Here is a 12,201-nt window from a genome sequence, read left to right as displayed (position 1 = left end):
ATCGACCCTTCGAGACGGCCGCGTTGCGGCCTCCTCAGGATGACGGTGATAGAGTTGAACAATGGCGTGACGACGGACTTTCTACCGCGCTGGCTTCTTGCCAGGCCGCTTCTCGGCGCGCAGCGCGCCGGTCTTGTGGACCTTGGAGCGCGGCCCGACGAGGTGCGGCTTGTGAACGTGCCATTCAAGCGCGAGCGTCGCAGCGAAACCGAAAAAGCTCGAACGGCTCATGCCGAGTCCGGCGGCATGCTTGTCGATCCGTGTGATCAGGCTCTTCGGCAAATAGACGTTGACGCGCTCGGACGGGTCGGGCGGATCGACGCCGACCATGAAGAAGGCCGCGACGTCCGAGCCCTTCGGCGCCACGATGCGCTCGATCGGGGTCGGCTCCGGCAATGGCTTGCCCTGCTCGACCCAGCCGTCGACGGTCTGCGCCAGCGTTTGCTCGGCGCGCTCGATCGCGTCTTCCTGCGATCGCCCCGCGGCGACGCAGCCGGGAAAATCCGGGAACCATGCCCCGAACGCGCCGCGCGGCCCGCGCTCCAGCACGGCCGGATAAAGCCGCCTCTTCATTCTGGCCTCCGTCGTCGGAGTATGCTATTTCACACACATCGGTGTGTCAAATCACACAACAGGCGACATCGTGGGAGACCGCGGCAATGGACCCGCAAGCCGAACTCCGCGTCATCCGCGCGGCCTATGCCAAGCAGATCCTGGCCGCCGCCAACACCATCAATCCGCGGCTGACGGAGGCCTTCGCCGCCATTCCCCGCGAGGACTTCGTCGGCCCGGGACCATGGATGATGCTGCGATGGTGGAGCCGCGACTATGCGCCGACGCCCGATGCCGACCCGGTCTATCTGTACACCAACGATCTCGTCGCCTTGCGCCCCGAGCGGCGTCTCAACAACGGCCAGCCGTCGCTCCACGCCCATCTCATGCACCAGGCCGCGGCCGCCACCGGCGAGCACGTGGTGCATATCGGCACGGGCACAGGGTACTACACCGCGATCCTCGCGCATCTGGTCGGACCGTCCGGCCGCGTGACCGGCATCGAATACGATCCGGACCTTGCGGCGGACGCGCGCGCCAATCTCGCCGCTTACGCAAATGTCGAGATCATCCAGGGCGACGGCACGATTGCGCCGTTCGAGTCCGCCGACGTGATCTATGTCAACGCCGGCTGCACCCGGCCTGCCGCGCGATGGCTCGACGGGCTCGCCGCCGGCGGCCGCCTGATCCTGCCGCTGACGTCGGACGAGGGATTCAAGGGTGGCGCGCCGGAGCAGGTGGCGCGCTCCGGCGCCGTGTTCCGGATCCGGCGCGAGGGCGCAGAGTATCAAGCGGACTGGATATCGCCGGTCGCGATCATTCCCTGCGACGGCGGCCGGGACGAGACGTCCGAAAAAACGCTCGCCGAAGCCTTCGCCCGCGGCGGCTGGCAGAACGTGACCCGGCTCTACCGCGACGCCGGGATCCCCGACGAACGTTGCTGGCTGCGTGGGCCAGGCTGGTGCCTGGCTTACGATTGAGCGCGGCTACTTGCGGGCAAAAACCAGAATCATGTTGTTGGCCGGCATTTCGAAGCTGCCGGCGAGCTTGAGCCCGACGCTTCCCGCAAGCGTCTCGAGATCGGCGATGTCGCGCACGCCCCACTCGGCGTCGCGTTCGCGCAACGACGTGTCGAACACGGCATTGCTGAGCGCGGTGTGCTTGCCGCCACGCTTGAACGGGCCGTAGAGCAACAGCCGGCCGTCGGCGCGCAGGTGCCGCGCGGCGCCGGCGAACAGGCCCTCGGCCACGCGCCACGGCGCGATGTGGATCACATTGGCGCAGAAGATCGCGAGCAGTTGGTCCGGACCTTTGCCGTCCGACGGCGCCGGCGACCAGACCGGGTCGGACAGATCGATCGGCTGCGGCGGCCGGATGTTGGCAAGGGCGGCATGCGCGCGCCAGGCCTCGATGCTGCGCAGGTGCGCCGCATGGAGGTCGCTCGGCCACCAGGTGATGTCGGGCGTCTGAGCGGCGAAATAGACGACATGCTGGCCGGTGCCGCTGCCGGCTTCCAGCACGTCGCCGGATTGGCCGGCGAGGTAGTCCTTCAGGACGGTCCAGATCGGCTGATGGTTGCGATGGAACGCCGGCGCATCGAGCCGCCCGTCCGCCTCGACCGGTTGGCCGTCCTTGCCGAACTCCGCCACGAATTCCGCCACCGCGCTTCTCCTGTTAGCCGTATGTAGACAGTGCAGCCGTAATCAGCAAAGCGGAACCGAGCGGCGATACTGCCAAATCCGTCATCCTGAGGCGCGAGCCCTTGCGAGCCTCGAAGGATGCACGGCCACCGGCCGGGCCGCGCACCCTTCGAGGCTCGCTCCGCTCGCACCTCAGGGTGACGGGTCTCATCTCGTCGGTGCGGACCGCTGCTCTGGCATTAACCCCGTCGCAACACGCCTATTCTCCACATTGCCAGCCGATGGCCTTTGTGCTTTCCACTCTTTATATTGCGATATATTGCGATGGGATCATCGAGATTGAAGCCCGGGAAACGTCCTTGATCGCCACTTTCTCCAAGCCAGCCTTCGTCCTGGCGCTGCTGGCAGGCACCGCCATGGCCGCGCCCGCGCGGGCCCAATCCGCCGCCGAGGGACAGAAGCTCGCCTTCGACCGCGGCAAGGGCAATTGCCTGACCTGCCACGTCATCAAGGGCGGCGACCTGCCCGGCACGATCGGCCCCGAGCTGAGCGGCCTGAAGGCCAAATACAGCCGTGACGAGCTGATCGCGATCGTGACCGACGAGACCAGGCGCAATCCGCAGACGGTGATGCCGCCGTTCGGCCGAAACCGGATTTTGAGCGAGAAGGAAATCGACGCGGTGGTGGACTTCCTGCAGACGCTGTGACGCCGCAACCGTCGCTTGAGGAGATTTTTTTGATGAACATCACGACCAGCGAATTTTCTAGAGCGCGCCGGATGGTGCTGAAGGGCGCGGGCGTCGCCGCGCTGATCGGCCTCGGCGTCATTCCGTTCGACGTGCCGCAGGCGCTCGCCGCCGCCAACGACAAATATCCCGAAGACGCATTCAAGCAGAAGACCGAGGCCGACGCGATCAAGGCGCTCTATGGCAAGACCGCCGAGCCGACGGACAAGGTCAAGATGGACGCGCCGGAGATCGCCGAGAACGGCGCGGTGGTGCCGATCTCCGCGACCACGACGCTGGCCGATGTCACCTCGATCTCGTTTCTGGTGAGCGAGAACCCGATTTCGCTGGTGGCGTCGTACAAGATTCCGGCGGGCACGCTGCCGACCGTCGCCAACCGCATCAAGATGGCGAAGACCAGCAACGTCACCGTGATCGTCGAGGCCGGCGGCAAGCTCTACAGCGCCAAGAAGGAAATCAAGGTCACCGTCGGCGGCTGCGGCGGCTAGTGCATATATGAGCGTCGATCGAACCCGCGAACTCGCTGTGCCCGCTCTCCCGCTTGCGGGGTCCGAGGCGAGCGAAGCTCGCTCTCGAGGTTGGGGTGGGGGTATCGCCACGATGGACATTCTTCGTTTGGAGAGAGCCCCCACCCGGATCGCATCTAGCGATGCGACGCAGCCGAAGCCTTGCTTCGGCGTTCTTCAGAGACGGCCGCTGAAGGCGGCCTATGCTCCCCCGCAAGCGGGAGAGGTGAAGCGAGCCCGTCGATGGGCTGTCGCGACAACAGAGGACTAAACCGATGGCATCGAGCATTCGCGTGCGCGCCACGTCAAACGGCGACACCACCGAGGTGCAGGCGCTGATCCAGCACCCGATGGATTCCGGCTTCGTCAAGGACGCCAAGGGCGAGATCATTCCGCCGCATTTCATCCAGCAGCTCACCTTCGAATATGACGGCAAGCCGGTGTTCGTCGCCGACTGGGGCGGCGGCGTCTCCAAGGATCCCTATGTCAAGTTCGCCTTCAAGGGCGGCAAGAAGGGCGACGATCTGAAGGTCAGCTGGATCGACAACAAGGGCGCGACCGACACCACCACGGCGAAGATTCAATGACACGGCGCCTCGCAATCCGCGCAACAATAGCCACGCTCGCGCTTGGCTTGCTGGCGTGCGCACCAGCGCGCGCGGCCGACAGCGTCGATCCCGCCGCCGACAAGGCCGCGTTCCAGAAATTCTTCACCAGCAAATTCCCCAAGCTGAAGCTCGAGGATTTCGTCAACGGTCCCTATTCGATGAATGAGGACCTGCACAGGCAGTGGGAGGAGAAGGAGCAGTTTCCGCCCTACGAGTTCTCGCTCGAAGCCGGCAAGGAGATGTTCGCGACGCCATTCAAGAACGGCAAGACCTACGCCGACTGCTTCCCGAACAAGGGCATCGGCATCCGCCAGAACTATCCTTACTTCGATGAGAAGGAAGGCAAGGTCGTCACGCTCGAGCTCGCGCTCAATCGCTGCCGCGAAGCCAATGGCGAGGCGCCGTTCTCCTATGTGAAGGACGACATGGCCGCGCTCACCGCCTACATGGCCTTCACCTCGCGCGGCAAGCCGATGGATATCAAGATCCCGAACGATCCGCGCGCGCTGGAGGCCTATCAGAAGGGCAAGGAGTATTTCTACACCCGCCGCGGCCAGCTCAATTTCTCCTGCGCCACCTGCCACATCCAGAGCCCGGGCGAGCGGATCCGCGCCGAGGTGCTGGCGCCGGCGCTCGGCATCCTGAACGCGATGCCGATCTACCGCTCGGAATGGAGCGGCATGGGCACCACCAGCCGCCGCTTCACCACCTGCAACAGCCAGATCCGCGGCGTGCCGCTCAATCCGCAGGACGACGAGTACCGCAACCTCGAATACTATTTGTCCTATGTCAGCAACGGGCTGCCGATCTCGGGGCCGGGAGCACGGCCATGAGCGCGGCCATCAAAGCTGTCTTCGCAGCATCGGCCCTGCTGATCGCAACCGCGAGCGGCGCCCTCGCCGCCTCCGAAGCCGACTACAAGGCCGCCTACGCCGCCGCCGAAGCCGCCAACAAGGAGGCAGGCAGCCTGCGCAACCAGTGGACCACCACCGCCTCGACACTATCTGCCGCAAAAAAGGCCGGTGAGGCTGGTGATTTCGACACCGCAGTCGCCAAGGCCAAGGAAGCCGAGGCACTGGCAAAGGCCTCGATCTTCCAGGCCACCAGCGAAAAGGAACGCTGGAAGGACATGGAAGTTCGTTAAGAGCGCGCAGGCCAGGGGCCGCGCGGAGAGAGTGATGATCATCCGCCGCCGGGAATTCCTGAAAGCTGCGGCCGCCGCAACGCTAACGGCCGGCCTGCCCCGCCTTGCGCGCAGCGCCGACACCGCCAGCGTCTACGACCTCGAGCGGTTCGGCAACGCCCGCATCCTGCACATGACCGACACGCATGCGCAGCTGAAGCCGGTGTTCTTCCGCGAGCCCGGCGTCAATCTCGGCGTCGGCGCGATGGCCGGCCAGCCGCCGCACCTCGTCGGCAAGGCGTTCCTCGACCGCTTCGGCATCCGGCCCGACAGCGCCGACGCCTATGCCTTCACCTGCGTCGAGTTCGAGAAGGCCGCCGGCCGGTTCGGACGGCTCGGCGGCTTCGCCCACCTGAAGACGCTGGTCGACAAGCTGCGCGCCGATGTCGGCGAAAAGCGTTCGATCCTGCTCGACGGTGGCGACCTCTGGCAGGGCTCAGGGCTCGCCAACGCCATGAACGGCGCCGACATGGTGGAGGCCGCCAATCTGCTCGGCATCGAGGCGATGACCGGGCACTGGGAATTCACCTATGGCGAGCAGGTGCTGCGCGACAACCTCTCCCGCTTCAAGGGCGAGTTCCTGGCGCAGAACGTGTTCCTGACCGAGGAAGCCGCGTTCAACGACGCCAAGGCGTTCGACCCGGCTTCGGGGCGGGTGTTCAAGCCGTCCTTCATCAAGGAGATCGGCGGCCATCGCGTCGCGATCATCGGCCAGGCCTTCCCCTACGTGCCGATCGCGCATCCGAAGCGCTTCACGCCGGACTGGAAGTTCGGCATCCGCGACGAGGAGCTGCAGAAGCTCGTCGACGGCCATCGCAACAACGATAAGGTCGAGGCGGTGATCCTGCTGTCGCACAACGGCATGGATGTCGACCTCAAGCTCGCCAGCCGCGTCACCGGTATCGACGTCATTCTCGGCGGCCACACCCACGACGCGATCCCGATCCCGATCACGGTGACCAATGCCGGCGGCGTCACGCTGGTGACCAATGCCGGCTCCAACGGCAAGTTCATCGGCGTGCTCGATCTCGATCTCGCCAAGGGCAAGGTCGCCAATGTCCGCTACCGGCTGCTGCCGGTGTTCGCCGAACTGCTGAAGCCCGATCCTGCGATGCAGACGCTGATCGACAAGATGCGCGATCCGCATGTCGACGAATGGAACAGCAAGCTGGCCTCGGCCGACCGGCTGCTCTACCGCCGCGGCAATTTCTCCGGCACCGTCGATCAGTTGATCTGCGATGCGCTGCTGAACGAGCTCAACGCCGAGATCGCGCTGTCGCCGGGCTTCCGCTGGGGCATCACCACGCTCGCCGGCCAGCCGCTGACTATGGAAGACGTGCTGTCGGAAACCGCGATCACCTATCCGGAGACCTACGTCGCCACGATGACCGGCAGCCAGATCAAGGATGTGCTGGAAGACGTCTGCGACAATCTGTTCAACGTCGATCCCTATTATCAGCAGGGCGGCGACATGGTCCGCGTCGGCGGCCTCGCCTACACCTGCACGCCCGGCGAGACCGTCGGCAAGCGCATTTCCGAGCTGAAGCTCGGCAGCGGCAAGCATCTCGAAGCCGGCAAGCACTACAAGGTCGCAGGCTGGGCCTCGGTCAACCAGCAGAGCGGCGCGCCGATCTGGGATGTCGTCGCCAGGCATCTGCGCTCCGGCCGGCCGCCGAACCGCGACGAACCCGGCGTGACGCTGAAAGGCGTCGAGGACAATCCGGGCATCGCGAGGCACGGATGACGCGGCGCACGATCATCGCGGCGCTCGGCCTCGCGGCGATCGCACTGGCGACGCCGCTCGCCCGCGCCCAGCTGGCGCCGTTGCAGGACAAGCCGTTCGCCGAGCACAAGGTCGTGCTGCAGCTCTCCGACAACGATCCGAGGAAGCAAGGCCTCGTGATCGGCGTCGCCAACAATCTGATGAAGCACTACGATCCCGACAAGGTCGCGGTCGAGATCGTCGCCTTCGGCCCGGGCATCGACCTGCTCAAGCCCGACAACCCGAACCGCAAGCTGGTCGAGAGCCTGGTCGCGCAGGGCGCGCGGGTCGACATCTGCCTCAACACCGTCGACACGATCGAGCGCGACAGCGGCAAGCGGCCGGACTACATCGCCGCCGCCACCCCCGTGCAGGTCGGCGTCGCACAGATCTTGCTGCTCACCGAGAACGGATACACCCTGGTGAGGCCGTAACCCTAATCGCCTCGACGCCACCATCGTACCATCGGGAGTGGTGCCCCTGATGGAGCTGCAGGAGCAGGGCCGGAGTTACGTGCGGCCGTAGTCGCGCCGCCCAAACTGCGAAAATATGTCCCGTCATCCTGAGGCGCGAGCGGAGCGAGCCTCGAAGGATGCACGGCCCCGCCCGCCCTCCGCGCGTCCGCCCCTCATTCCCTGAAATATCTGGGCCATCCACCCTTCGAGGCTCGCTTCGCGAGCACCTCCAGCGACAAAGGCGAAGCCTTTGCGCGGGGGTGACGGGACAGGAGTCGCACGGGGATGGATTTGCTTTGAATGGACCCTATCTATGGAATAATATCCTCCATGTGACTCGGCCCGGAGAATAGGTAAGCCGTCATGATCTTTCGCCAGCTCTTCGACAGCGTATCCGGCACCTACAGCTATCTGCTCGCGAGCCGCGCCGGCGGCGAGGCATTGATCCTCGATCCGGTGCTGGAGAAGGCCGACCGCTACTGCAAGCTGCTGCAGGAACTCGACCTCAGGCTGGTCAAGGCCGTCGACACCCATCTGCACGCCGATCACGTCACCGGCCTCGGCGAGCTGCGCGACCGCACCCAGTGCATCACCATCATGGGCGAGCAGAGCAAGGCCGACGTGGTGTCGATGCGCGTTTCCGACGGCGACAAGGTGACGATCGAGGGCCTCTGCCTCGAGGCGCTGTACACGCCCGGCCACACCGACGATTCCTATAGTTATTTAATGGGCGACCGCGTCTTCACCGGCGACACGCTGCTGATCCGCGGCACCGGCCGCACCGACTTCCAGAATGGCAGCGCGCGGGCGCAGTACGATTCGATCTTCAACCGCCTGCTGAAGCTGCCCGAGGAGACCATGGTGTTCCCCGCGCATGACTACAAGGGCGACACCGTCTCCACCATCGGCGAGGAGAAGCGCTACAATCCGCGGCTGCAGGTCAAATCGATCGACGACTATGTCGAGCTGATGAACAACCTCAATCTGCCGAACCCGAAGCTGATGGACGTCGTGGTGCCCGCCAACATGCATGTCGGCCTGCACCAGGACGAACTCGCCAAGGAAGGCCTCTCCCTCAACGCGCGCGACGCCATCGCGAGCCTCGGCCGGCCCGATATCCTGCTGGTCGATTTGCGCGAGAGCGGCGAGCGGGCCAAGCACGGCACGCTCGCGGGCGCGCTGCACGCGCCCTATCCGGGGATTTGCGCCACCTTGCAGCCCGGCGGCATGCTGCGCGAAGTCGCGGCCGCAACCGGCCGCCGCGTCGTGTTCTTCTGTGCCTTCGGCGAGCGCTCGGCAATGGCGGTGGCCGCCGCGAAGAAAGCCGGACTGGTCAATACCGCTCATATCGAAGGCGGCATCGACGCATGGAAGAAGGCCGGCGGGCCGGTGGTGATGGGGTAAACGTCCAACCGTCTAGCCCACACGAAAATATGAGACCGTCACCCTGAGGTGCGAGCGGAGCGAGCCTCGAAGGGTGCACGGCCACGTCCTGTCCGCAAACATTTGGAGACATCCGGGCCGTGCATCCTTCGAGACGCGCTACGCGCTCCTCAGGATGACGGATGACGAAGGATCACCGCGTCACTCGCTGCAACTCTTCCGTCAGCCGATCCAGCGCATCCGCCAGCATCACGCCGCCGCACACGGTGAGCCGCTCGGGCAGCACGATGCGCTTGCTTTGCGGATAGAAGCGCTCCAGCGCCGGATGCAGCAGGAAGGCGCGACCGTCATCCTCGGCGCGGTCGCCGGCTTCCGACACCAGGATGAAATCCGGCCGCAGTTTTACGATCGCCTCCAGCGAAGCAAACCCGCCTGCGCCGACGCCAAGTTCGCCGGCGGCGTTGGCGAGGCCGGCTGCCGCCAGCAGCGAGCTGACCAGGCTATGGTCGCCCGAGACAAAGCCGCGCCGCTCCAGCGGCAGCACGCGGTAATGATGCGCGCTTGCCGCCGCCCGCGCCCGGGCGGTGGCCGCGTCGAGGCGCACGATCTCGGCCTCCGCGCGATCGGGATGCTGCACCACATCGCCCATCGCGCGAATCTGGTTCTTCACCTCATCCAGCGTGCGCGGCACCGTGAATTCGACGAGGTGCAGCCCGTTGGCCTTCAACAGGTCGCGGGTCGCGCGCTTGTCGAACAGGCTGACCACGACGAGATCGGGCTTGAGCAGCAGTACGTCCTCGGCCTCGCCGGACAGGCGCGGAAAATTTCGCGCCTTCTCGGCGGCCCAGGATTGCCAGGCATCGCGCGAGAAGCGGCTGAGACCGATGATCTGGTCGGGGTCGGCCAGCGACAGCACGAGCTGGTCGCTGCAGACATTCATCGAGACGATGCGCGGTCCGGCGGCGGACGCGGCACCGGCAGAAACAAGCCACAGCAGAATCGCGACCATCGCTCCAAGATGAAGCGAAGCAAGATGGCTGCCACGCTGACGCTGAGCCCCCTCTCCCGCTTGCGGGGGAGGGTTGGGGTGGGGGTGTCGCCGCGAGTCATATCGTGGAGAGAGCCCCCACCCATAGCGCATCTTTCGATGCGCTATGACCTCCCGCGCAAGCCGGAGAGGTGCAGCGAGTTCGCTGCGATACTCCGGCCACATCACACGTCCGCCCACGGCACGATGACGGCCTCCCGCTGAAATTCGGCACGGTAGGCGCTGACCCGGAATACGCTGGCGAGGACGCTCTCCGACAATGCTTCAGCAGGCGCGCCCTGCGCGGCAAGCCGCCCCTCCGCGAGCACCAGCACATGATCGGCAAAGCGCGCCGCGAGCCCGAGATCGTGCGTCACCACGATCACCAGCACGCCGGTGTCGGCGACGTTGCGCAGCTTCTGCATCACGTCGATCTGGTGGCGCGGATCGAGCGAAGCGGTCGGCTCGTCGGCGAGGATCACCGGCGCCTCCACCGCGAGCACCCGGGCCAGCGCGACGCGGCTGCGCTCGCCGCCGGAGAGTTCGGTGACGCGGCGATCGCTGAATTCAGTGACGTCGACCGCCTGCATCGCCCGCAGCACCGCGTCCATATCCGTCGGCGACAGCCGCGCCGGATCGGTCGCGCCGTGCGGGTAGCGGCCGAGCGCGACGATGTCGCGCGCCGGCAGCGGCCAGTGCACCATGTGCCCCTGCGGCAGATAGGCAAAGCGCTTCGCACGCTCGCGCAGCGGCAGCGACGCCAGCGGATCGCCGCCGATCCGGATCTCGCCGTCGGAGGGAATCAGCCCGGCCAGTGCACGCAACAGCGTGGTCTTGCCGGCGCCGTTCGGCCCGACCAGCGCGACCAGATGGCCCGATGGCAACGACAGCGAGACATCGTGCAGCACCTTGCGGCTGCCGAGCGAGGCATTGAGCGCGGCGGCGGAGAGCAGCGTCATGCCACACCTCCGCCGAGCGCGCGGCGTTCGCGCATGATGAGGTAAAGGAAGAACGGCACGCCGATGATCGAGGTCAGCACGCCGACCTTGATGTCCGATGTCGAGGGGATGATACGTACCGCGATATCGGCGGCGAGCAGCAGCGCCGAACCGGTGAGCGCGCTCGGCACCAAGAGCCGCGCCGGATCGTGACCGATCAGCGGACGCATCAGATGCGGCGCGACGAGGCCGATGAAGCCGATCGTGCCGGTGACCGCGACCGCGCCGCCGACGCCGAGCGCCACGCCCGTGATGACGAGTAGCCGCAACCGTCCGACATCGACGCCGAGGCTCTGCGCCGCCTCCTCGCCAAGCGTCAGCGCGCGGAAGGCGCTCGCCTGGCTGAGCAGGATGGCGGCGCCCGCGACGATGAAGGGCAGTGCCAGCGCCACGTGCTGGAAGCTGCGGTCCTCCAGCGAGCCGAGCAGCCAGAACGCGATCTCCAGCACCACGAAGGGATTGCTCGAGAGGTTCATCACCAACGCGGTCGCAGCACCCGCAAAGCTCGAGATCGCGAGCCCGGCCAGGATCAGGATCAAGAGCCCGGCATTGCGGCCAGCGATCGCAAGCAGCGCGAACACCGAGCCGAAGGCGGCGATGATCGCCACCACCGGCAGCGCATAGGAGCGCACATCGGCGAGGCCCAGCGCGATCACCAGCACCGCGCCGAAGGCCGCCGATTGCGGCGCGCCGAACAGCGACGGTGAGGCCAGCGGATTGCGCAGCAGCCCTTGCAGCGCCGCGCCTGACAGCCCGAGAATACCGCCGATCGCGAATGCCAGGATGGTGCGCGGCAGGCGGATCTCGCGCACGATCACCTGCGCCACATCGCTGCCGCCGCCGAACAGCGCCTCGATCACCGCAAGCGGCGATAGCCGCACCGGCCCGATGCCGAGCGAGATCACCAGCAGCAGGACCACGAGCGCGAGCAGCGCCGCGGTGGCGCCCCACCGGCGCCGCGCCGCGACCTCGGCCGCCAAGGCAAAATCCTGCACGCTCATCGGATCCATGCTCTTACAGCGATCGCCGTGGCAGACAAGCGACACTCGACAAAAACCGTGGCCGCCCGGCCGCCGCCCGACTTCCGCCGGATTGACTTTGCTGCCCGGCCGAACCCTAGATGAACATGACGGTTCTTTCATGAGATGAAAAGGGAATGCGGTGCGGGGAAACTTCCCCAACGCCGCGGCTGCCCCCGCAACTGTATGCGGTGAATCCTTCGTCACAGGCCACTGGGAATCTCGGTCCTGGGAAGGCGACGAAGGGTAACGACCCGCGAGCCAGGAGACCTGCCGTCAGCCGTGGTCACACGCGAGGATGCCGGTCGGGGAGTACAGGCAT

The 12,201-nt window shown here is 66.1% G+C and carries 14 protein-coding genes and 1 riboswitch; of the genes, 9 read left to right on the top strand and 5 right to left on the bottom strand.

All coding sequences use genetic code 11. The features are described 5' to 3' along the window. Nucleotides 1–81: 81 nt before the first annotated feature. Nucleotides 82–573 carry a type II toxin-antitoxin system HicB family antitoxin gene (locus ACVWYP_RS07915; RefSeq protein ID WP_172645969.1) on the bottom strand — a complete coding sequence of 164 codons (492 nt, stop codon included), beginning with the start codon at nucleotides 571–573 and terminating at the stop codon, nucleotides 82–84. Nucleotides 574–659: 86 nt separating this feature from the next. Between ACVWYP_RS07915 and ACVWYP_RS07910 the strand changes: the two genes are divergently transcribed. Further along, entirely contained in the window at nucleotides 660–1,532 is an 873-nt protein-coding gene (locus ACVWYP_RS07910) for a protein-L-isoaspartate O-methyltransferase family protein (protein WP_028343525.1), read from the top strand. A 6-nt stretch (nucleotides 1,533–1,538) separates the two neighbouring features. On the opposite strand, the gene ACVWYP_RS07905 is transcribed toward ACVWYP_RS07910, so the two are convergent. Continuing rightward, complete coding sequence (locus tag ACVWYP_RS07905) at nucleotides 1,539–2,213, bottom strand: DUF938 domain-containing protein (RefSeq protein ID WP_304498317.1); 675 nt, start codon at nucleotides 2,211–2,213, stop codon at nucleotides 1,539–1,541. A 395-nt stretch (nucleotides 2,214–2,608) separates the two neighbouring features. Here ACVWYP_RS07905 and soxX point away from each other — a divergent pair, with 395 nt between their 5' ends. The 8 genes from soxX (at nucleotide 2,609) to ACVWYP_RS07865 (ending at nucleotide 8,856) form a co-directional block, all read left to right on the top strand. Then, nucleotides 2,609–2,899: a sulfur oxidation c-type cytochrome SoxX gene (gene soxX, locus ACVWYP_RS07900; RefSeq protein WP_304500200.1), complete on the top strand. Its 291-nt coding sequence runs from the start codon at nucleotides 2,609–2,611 to the stop codon at nucleotides 2,897–2,899. A gap of 32 nt (nucleotides 2,900–2,931) precedes the next feature. Then, nucleotides 2,932–3,426 (top strand): thiosulfate oxidation carrier protein SoxY, encoded by a 495-nt coding sequence (soxY, locus tag ACVWYP_RS07895; RefSeq protein ID WP_028343528.1) that lies wholly within the window; start codon nucleotides 2,932–2,934, stop codon nucleotides 3,424–3,426. 293 nt (nucleotides 3,427–3,719) lie between these two features. Further along, nucleotides 3,720–4,031, top strand: a complete 312-nt coding sequence (soxZ, locus tag ACVWYP_RS07890) for a thiosulfate oxidation carrier complex protein SoxZ (protein ID WP_304498316.1) — start codon at nucleotides 3,720–3,722, stop codon at nucleotides 4,029–4,031. Continuing rightward, nucleotides 4,028–4,885: a sulfur oxidation c-type cytochrome SoxA gene (gene soxA / locus ACVWYP_RS07885; protein ID WP_304498315.1), complete on the top strand. Its 858-nt coding sequence runs from the start codon at nucleotides 4,028–4,030 to the stop codon at nucleotides 4,883–4,885. The genes soxZ and soxA overlap by 4 nt, the downstream gene beginning before the upstream one ends. Continuing rightward, entirely contained in the window at nucleotides 4,882–5,196 is a 315-nt protein-coding gene (locus ACVWYP_RS07880) for a hypothetical protein (protein WP_304498314.1), read from the top strand. Before soxA ends, ACVWYP_RS07880 begins: the two co-directional genes overlap by 4 nt. Before the next feature lie 34 nt (nucleotides 5,197–5,230). After that, nucleotides 5,231–6,979: a thiosulfohydrolase SoxB gene (gene soxB, locus ACVWYP_RS07875; RefSeq protein ID WP_028343531.1), complete on the top strand. Its 1,749-nt coding sequence runs from the start codon at nucleotides 5,231–5,233 to the stop codon at nucleotides 6,977–6,979. After that, nucleotides 6,976–7,431 carry a DsrE family protein gene (locus ACVWYP_RS07870; protein ID WP_304498313.1) on the top strand — a complete coding sequence of 152 codons (456 nt, stop codon included), beginning with the start codon at nucleotides 6,976–6,978 and terminating at the stop codon, nucleotides 7,429–7,431. Before soxB ends, ACVWYP_RS07870 begins: the two co-directional genes overlap by 4 nt. Nucleotides 7,432–7,815: 384 nt before the next feature. Further along, the gene (locus ACVWYP_RS07865; protein ID WP_304498312.1) at nucleotides 7,816–8,856 is read left to right on the top strand and encodes an MBL fold metallo-hydrolase; all 1,041 of its coding nucleotides are present in this window, start codon (nucleotides 7,816–7,818) and stop codon (nucleotides 8,854–8,856) included. A 172-nt stretch (nucleotides 8,857–9,028) separates the two neighbouring features. Here ACVWYP_RS07865 and ACVWYP_RS07860 read toward each other — a convergent pair whose 3' ends face one another. The 3 genes from ACVWYP_RS07860 to ACVWYP_RS07850 all read right to left on the bottom strand — a co-directional run bounded on the left by ACVWYP_RS07860 (nucleotide 9,029) and on the right by ACVWYP_RS07850 (nucleotide 11,861). Beyond that, the gene (locus ACVWYP_RS07860; RefSeq protein ID WP_304498311.1) at nucleotides 9,029–9,844 is read right to left on the bottom strand and encodes an ABC transporter substrate-binding protein; all 816 of its coding nucleotides are present in this window, start codon (nucleotides 9,842–9,844) and stop codon (nucleotides 9,029–9,031) included. A 203-nt stretch (nucleotides 9,845–10,047) separates the two neighbouring features. Continuing rightward, nucleotides 10,048–10,821: an ABC transporter ATP-binding protein gene (locus tag ACVWYP_RS07855; RefSeq protein ID WP_304498310.1), complete on the bottom strand. Its 774-nt coding sequence runs from the start codon at nucleotides 10,819–10,821 to the stop codon at nucleotides 10,048–10,050. Beyond that, nucleotides 10,818–11,861, bottom strand: coding sequence for a FecCD family ABC transporter permease (locus tag ACVWYP_RS07850; RefSeq protein ID WP_304498309.1), 1,044 nt, complete (start codon nucleotides 11,859–11,861; stop codon nucleotides 10,818–10,820). The genes ACVWYP_RS07855 and ACVWYP_RS07850 overlap by 4 nt, the downstream gene beginning before the upstream one ends. Nucleotides 11,862–11,973: 112 nt before the next feature. After that, nucleotides 11,974–12,171: riboswitch (cobalamin riboswitch) on the top strand. The last annotated feature ends 30 nt before the right edge of the window (nucleotides 12,172–12,201 follow it).

It is taken from the genome of Bradyrhizobium sp. USDA 3262 (assembly GCF_054060035.1).
Note: the sequence above shows the minus strand (reverse complement) of the source record. Positions and strands in the feature narration are given on the sequence as shown.

Excerpts from the sequence above, each read along its gene's own strand:
- soxA (WP_304498315.1), top strand. The coding sequence starts at position 4,028 with ATGACACGGCGCCTCGCAATCCGCGCAACAATAGCCACGCTCGCGCTT.
- ACVWYP_RS07880 (WP_304498314.1), top strand. The coding sequence starts at position 4,882 with ATGAGCGCGGCCATCAAAGCTGTCTTCGCAGCATCGGCCCTGCTGATC.
- ACVWYP_RS07860 (WP_304498311.1), bottom strand. The coding sequence starts at position 9,844 with ATGGTCGCGATTCTGCTGTGGCTTGTTTCTGCCGGTGCCGCGTCCGCC.
- ACVWYP_RS07865 (WP_304498312.1), top strand. The coding sequence starts at position 7,816 with ATGATCTTTCGCCAGCTCTTCGACAGCGTATCCGGCACCTACAGCTAT.
- ACVWYP_RS07910 (WP_028343525.1), top strand. The coding sequence starts at position 660 with ATGGACCCGCAAGCCGAACTCCGCGTCATCCGCGCGGCCTATGCCAAG.
- soxY (WP_028343528.1), top strand. The coding sequence starts at position 2,932 with ATGAACATCACGACCAGCGAATTTTCTAGAGCGCGCCGGATGGTGCTG.
- ACVWYP_RS07850 (WP_304498309.1), bottom strand. The coding sequence starts at position 11,861 with ATGAGCGTGCAGGATTTTGCCTTGGCGGCCGAGGTCGCGGCGCGGCGC.
- ACVWYP_RS07855 (WP_304498310.1), bottom strand. The coding sequence starts at position 10,821 with ATGACGCTGCTCTCCGCCGCCGCGCTCAATGCCTCGCTCGGCAGCCGC.
- ACVWYP_RS07870 (WP_304498313.1), top strand. The coding sequence starts at position 6,976 with ATGACGCGGCGCACGATCATCGCGGCGCTCGGCCTCGCGGCGATCGCA.
- ACVWYP_RS07915 (WP_172645969.1), bottom strand. The coding sequence starts at position 573 with ATGAAGAGGCGGCTTTATCCGGCCGTGCTGGAGCGCGGGCCGCGCGGC.
- soxB (WP_028343531.1), top strand. The coding sequence starts at position 5,231 with ATGATCATCCGCCGCCGGGAATTCCTGAAAGCTGCGGCCGCCGCAACG.
- soxZ (WP_304498316.1), top strand. The coding sequence starts at position 3,720 with ATGGCATCGAGCATTCGCGTGCGCGCCACGTCAAACGGCGACACCACC.
- soxX (WP_304500200.1), top strand. The coding sequence starts at position 2,609 with ATGGCCGCGCCCGCGCGGGCCCAATCCGCCGCCGAGGGACAGAAGCTC.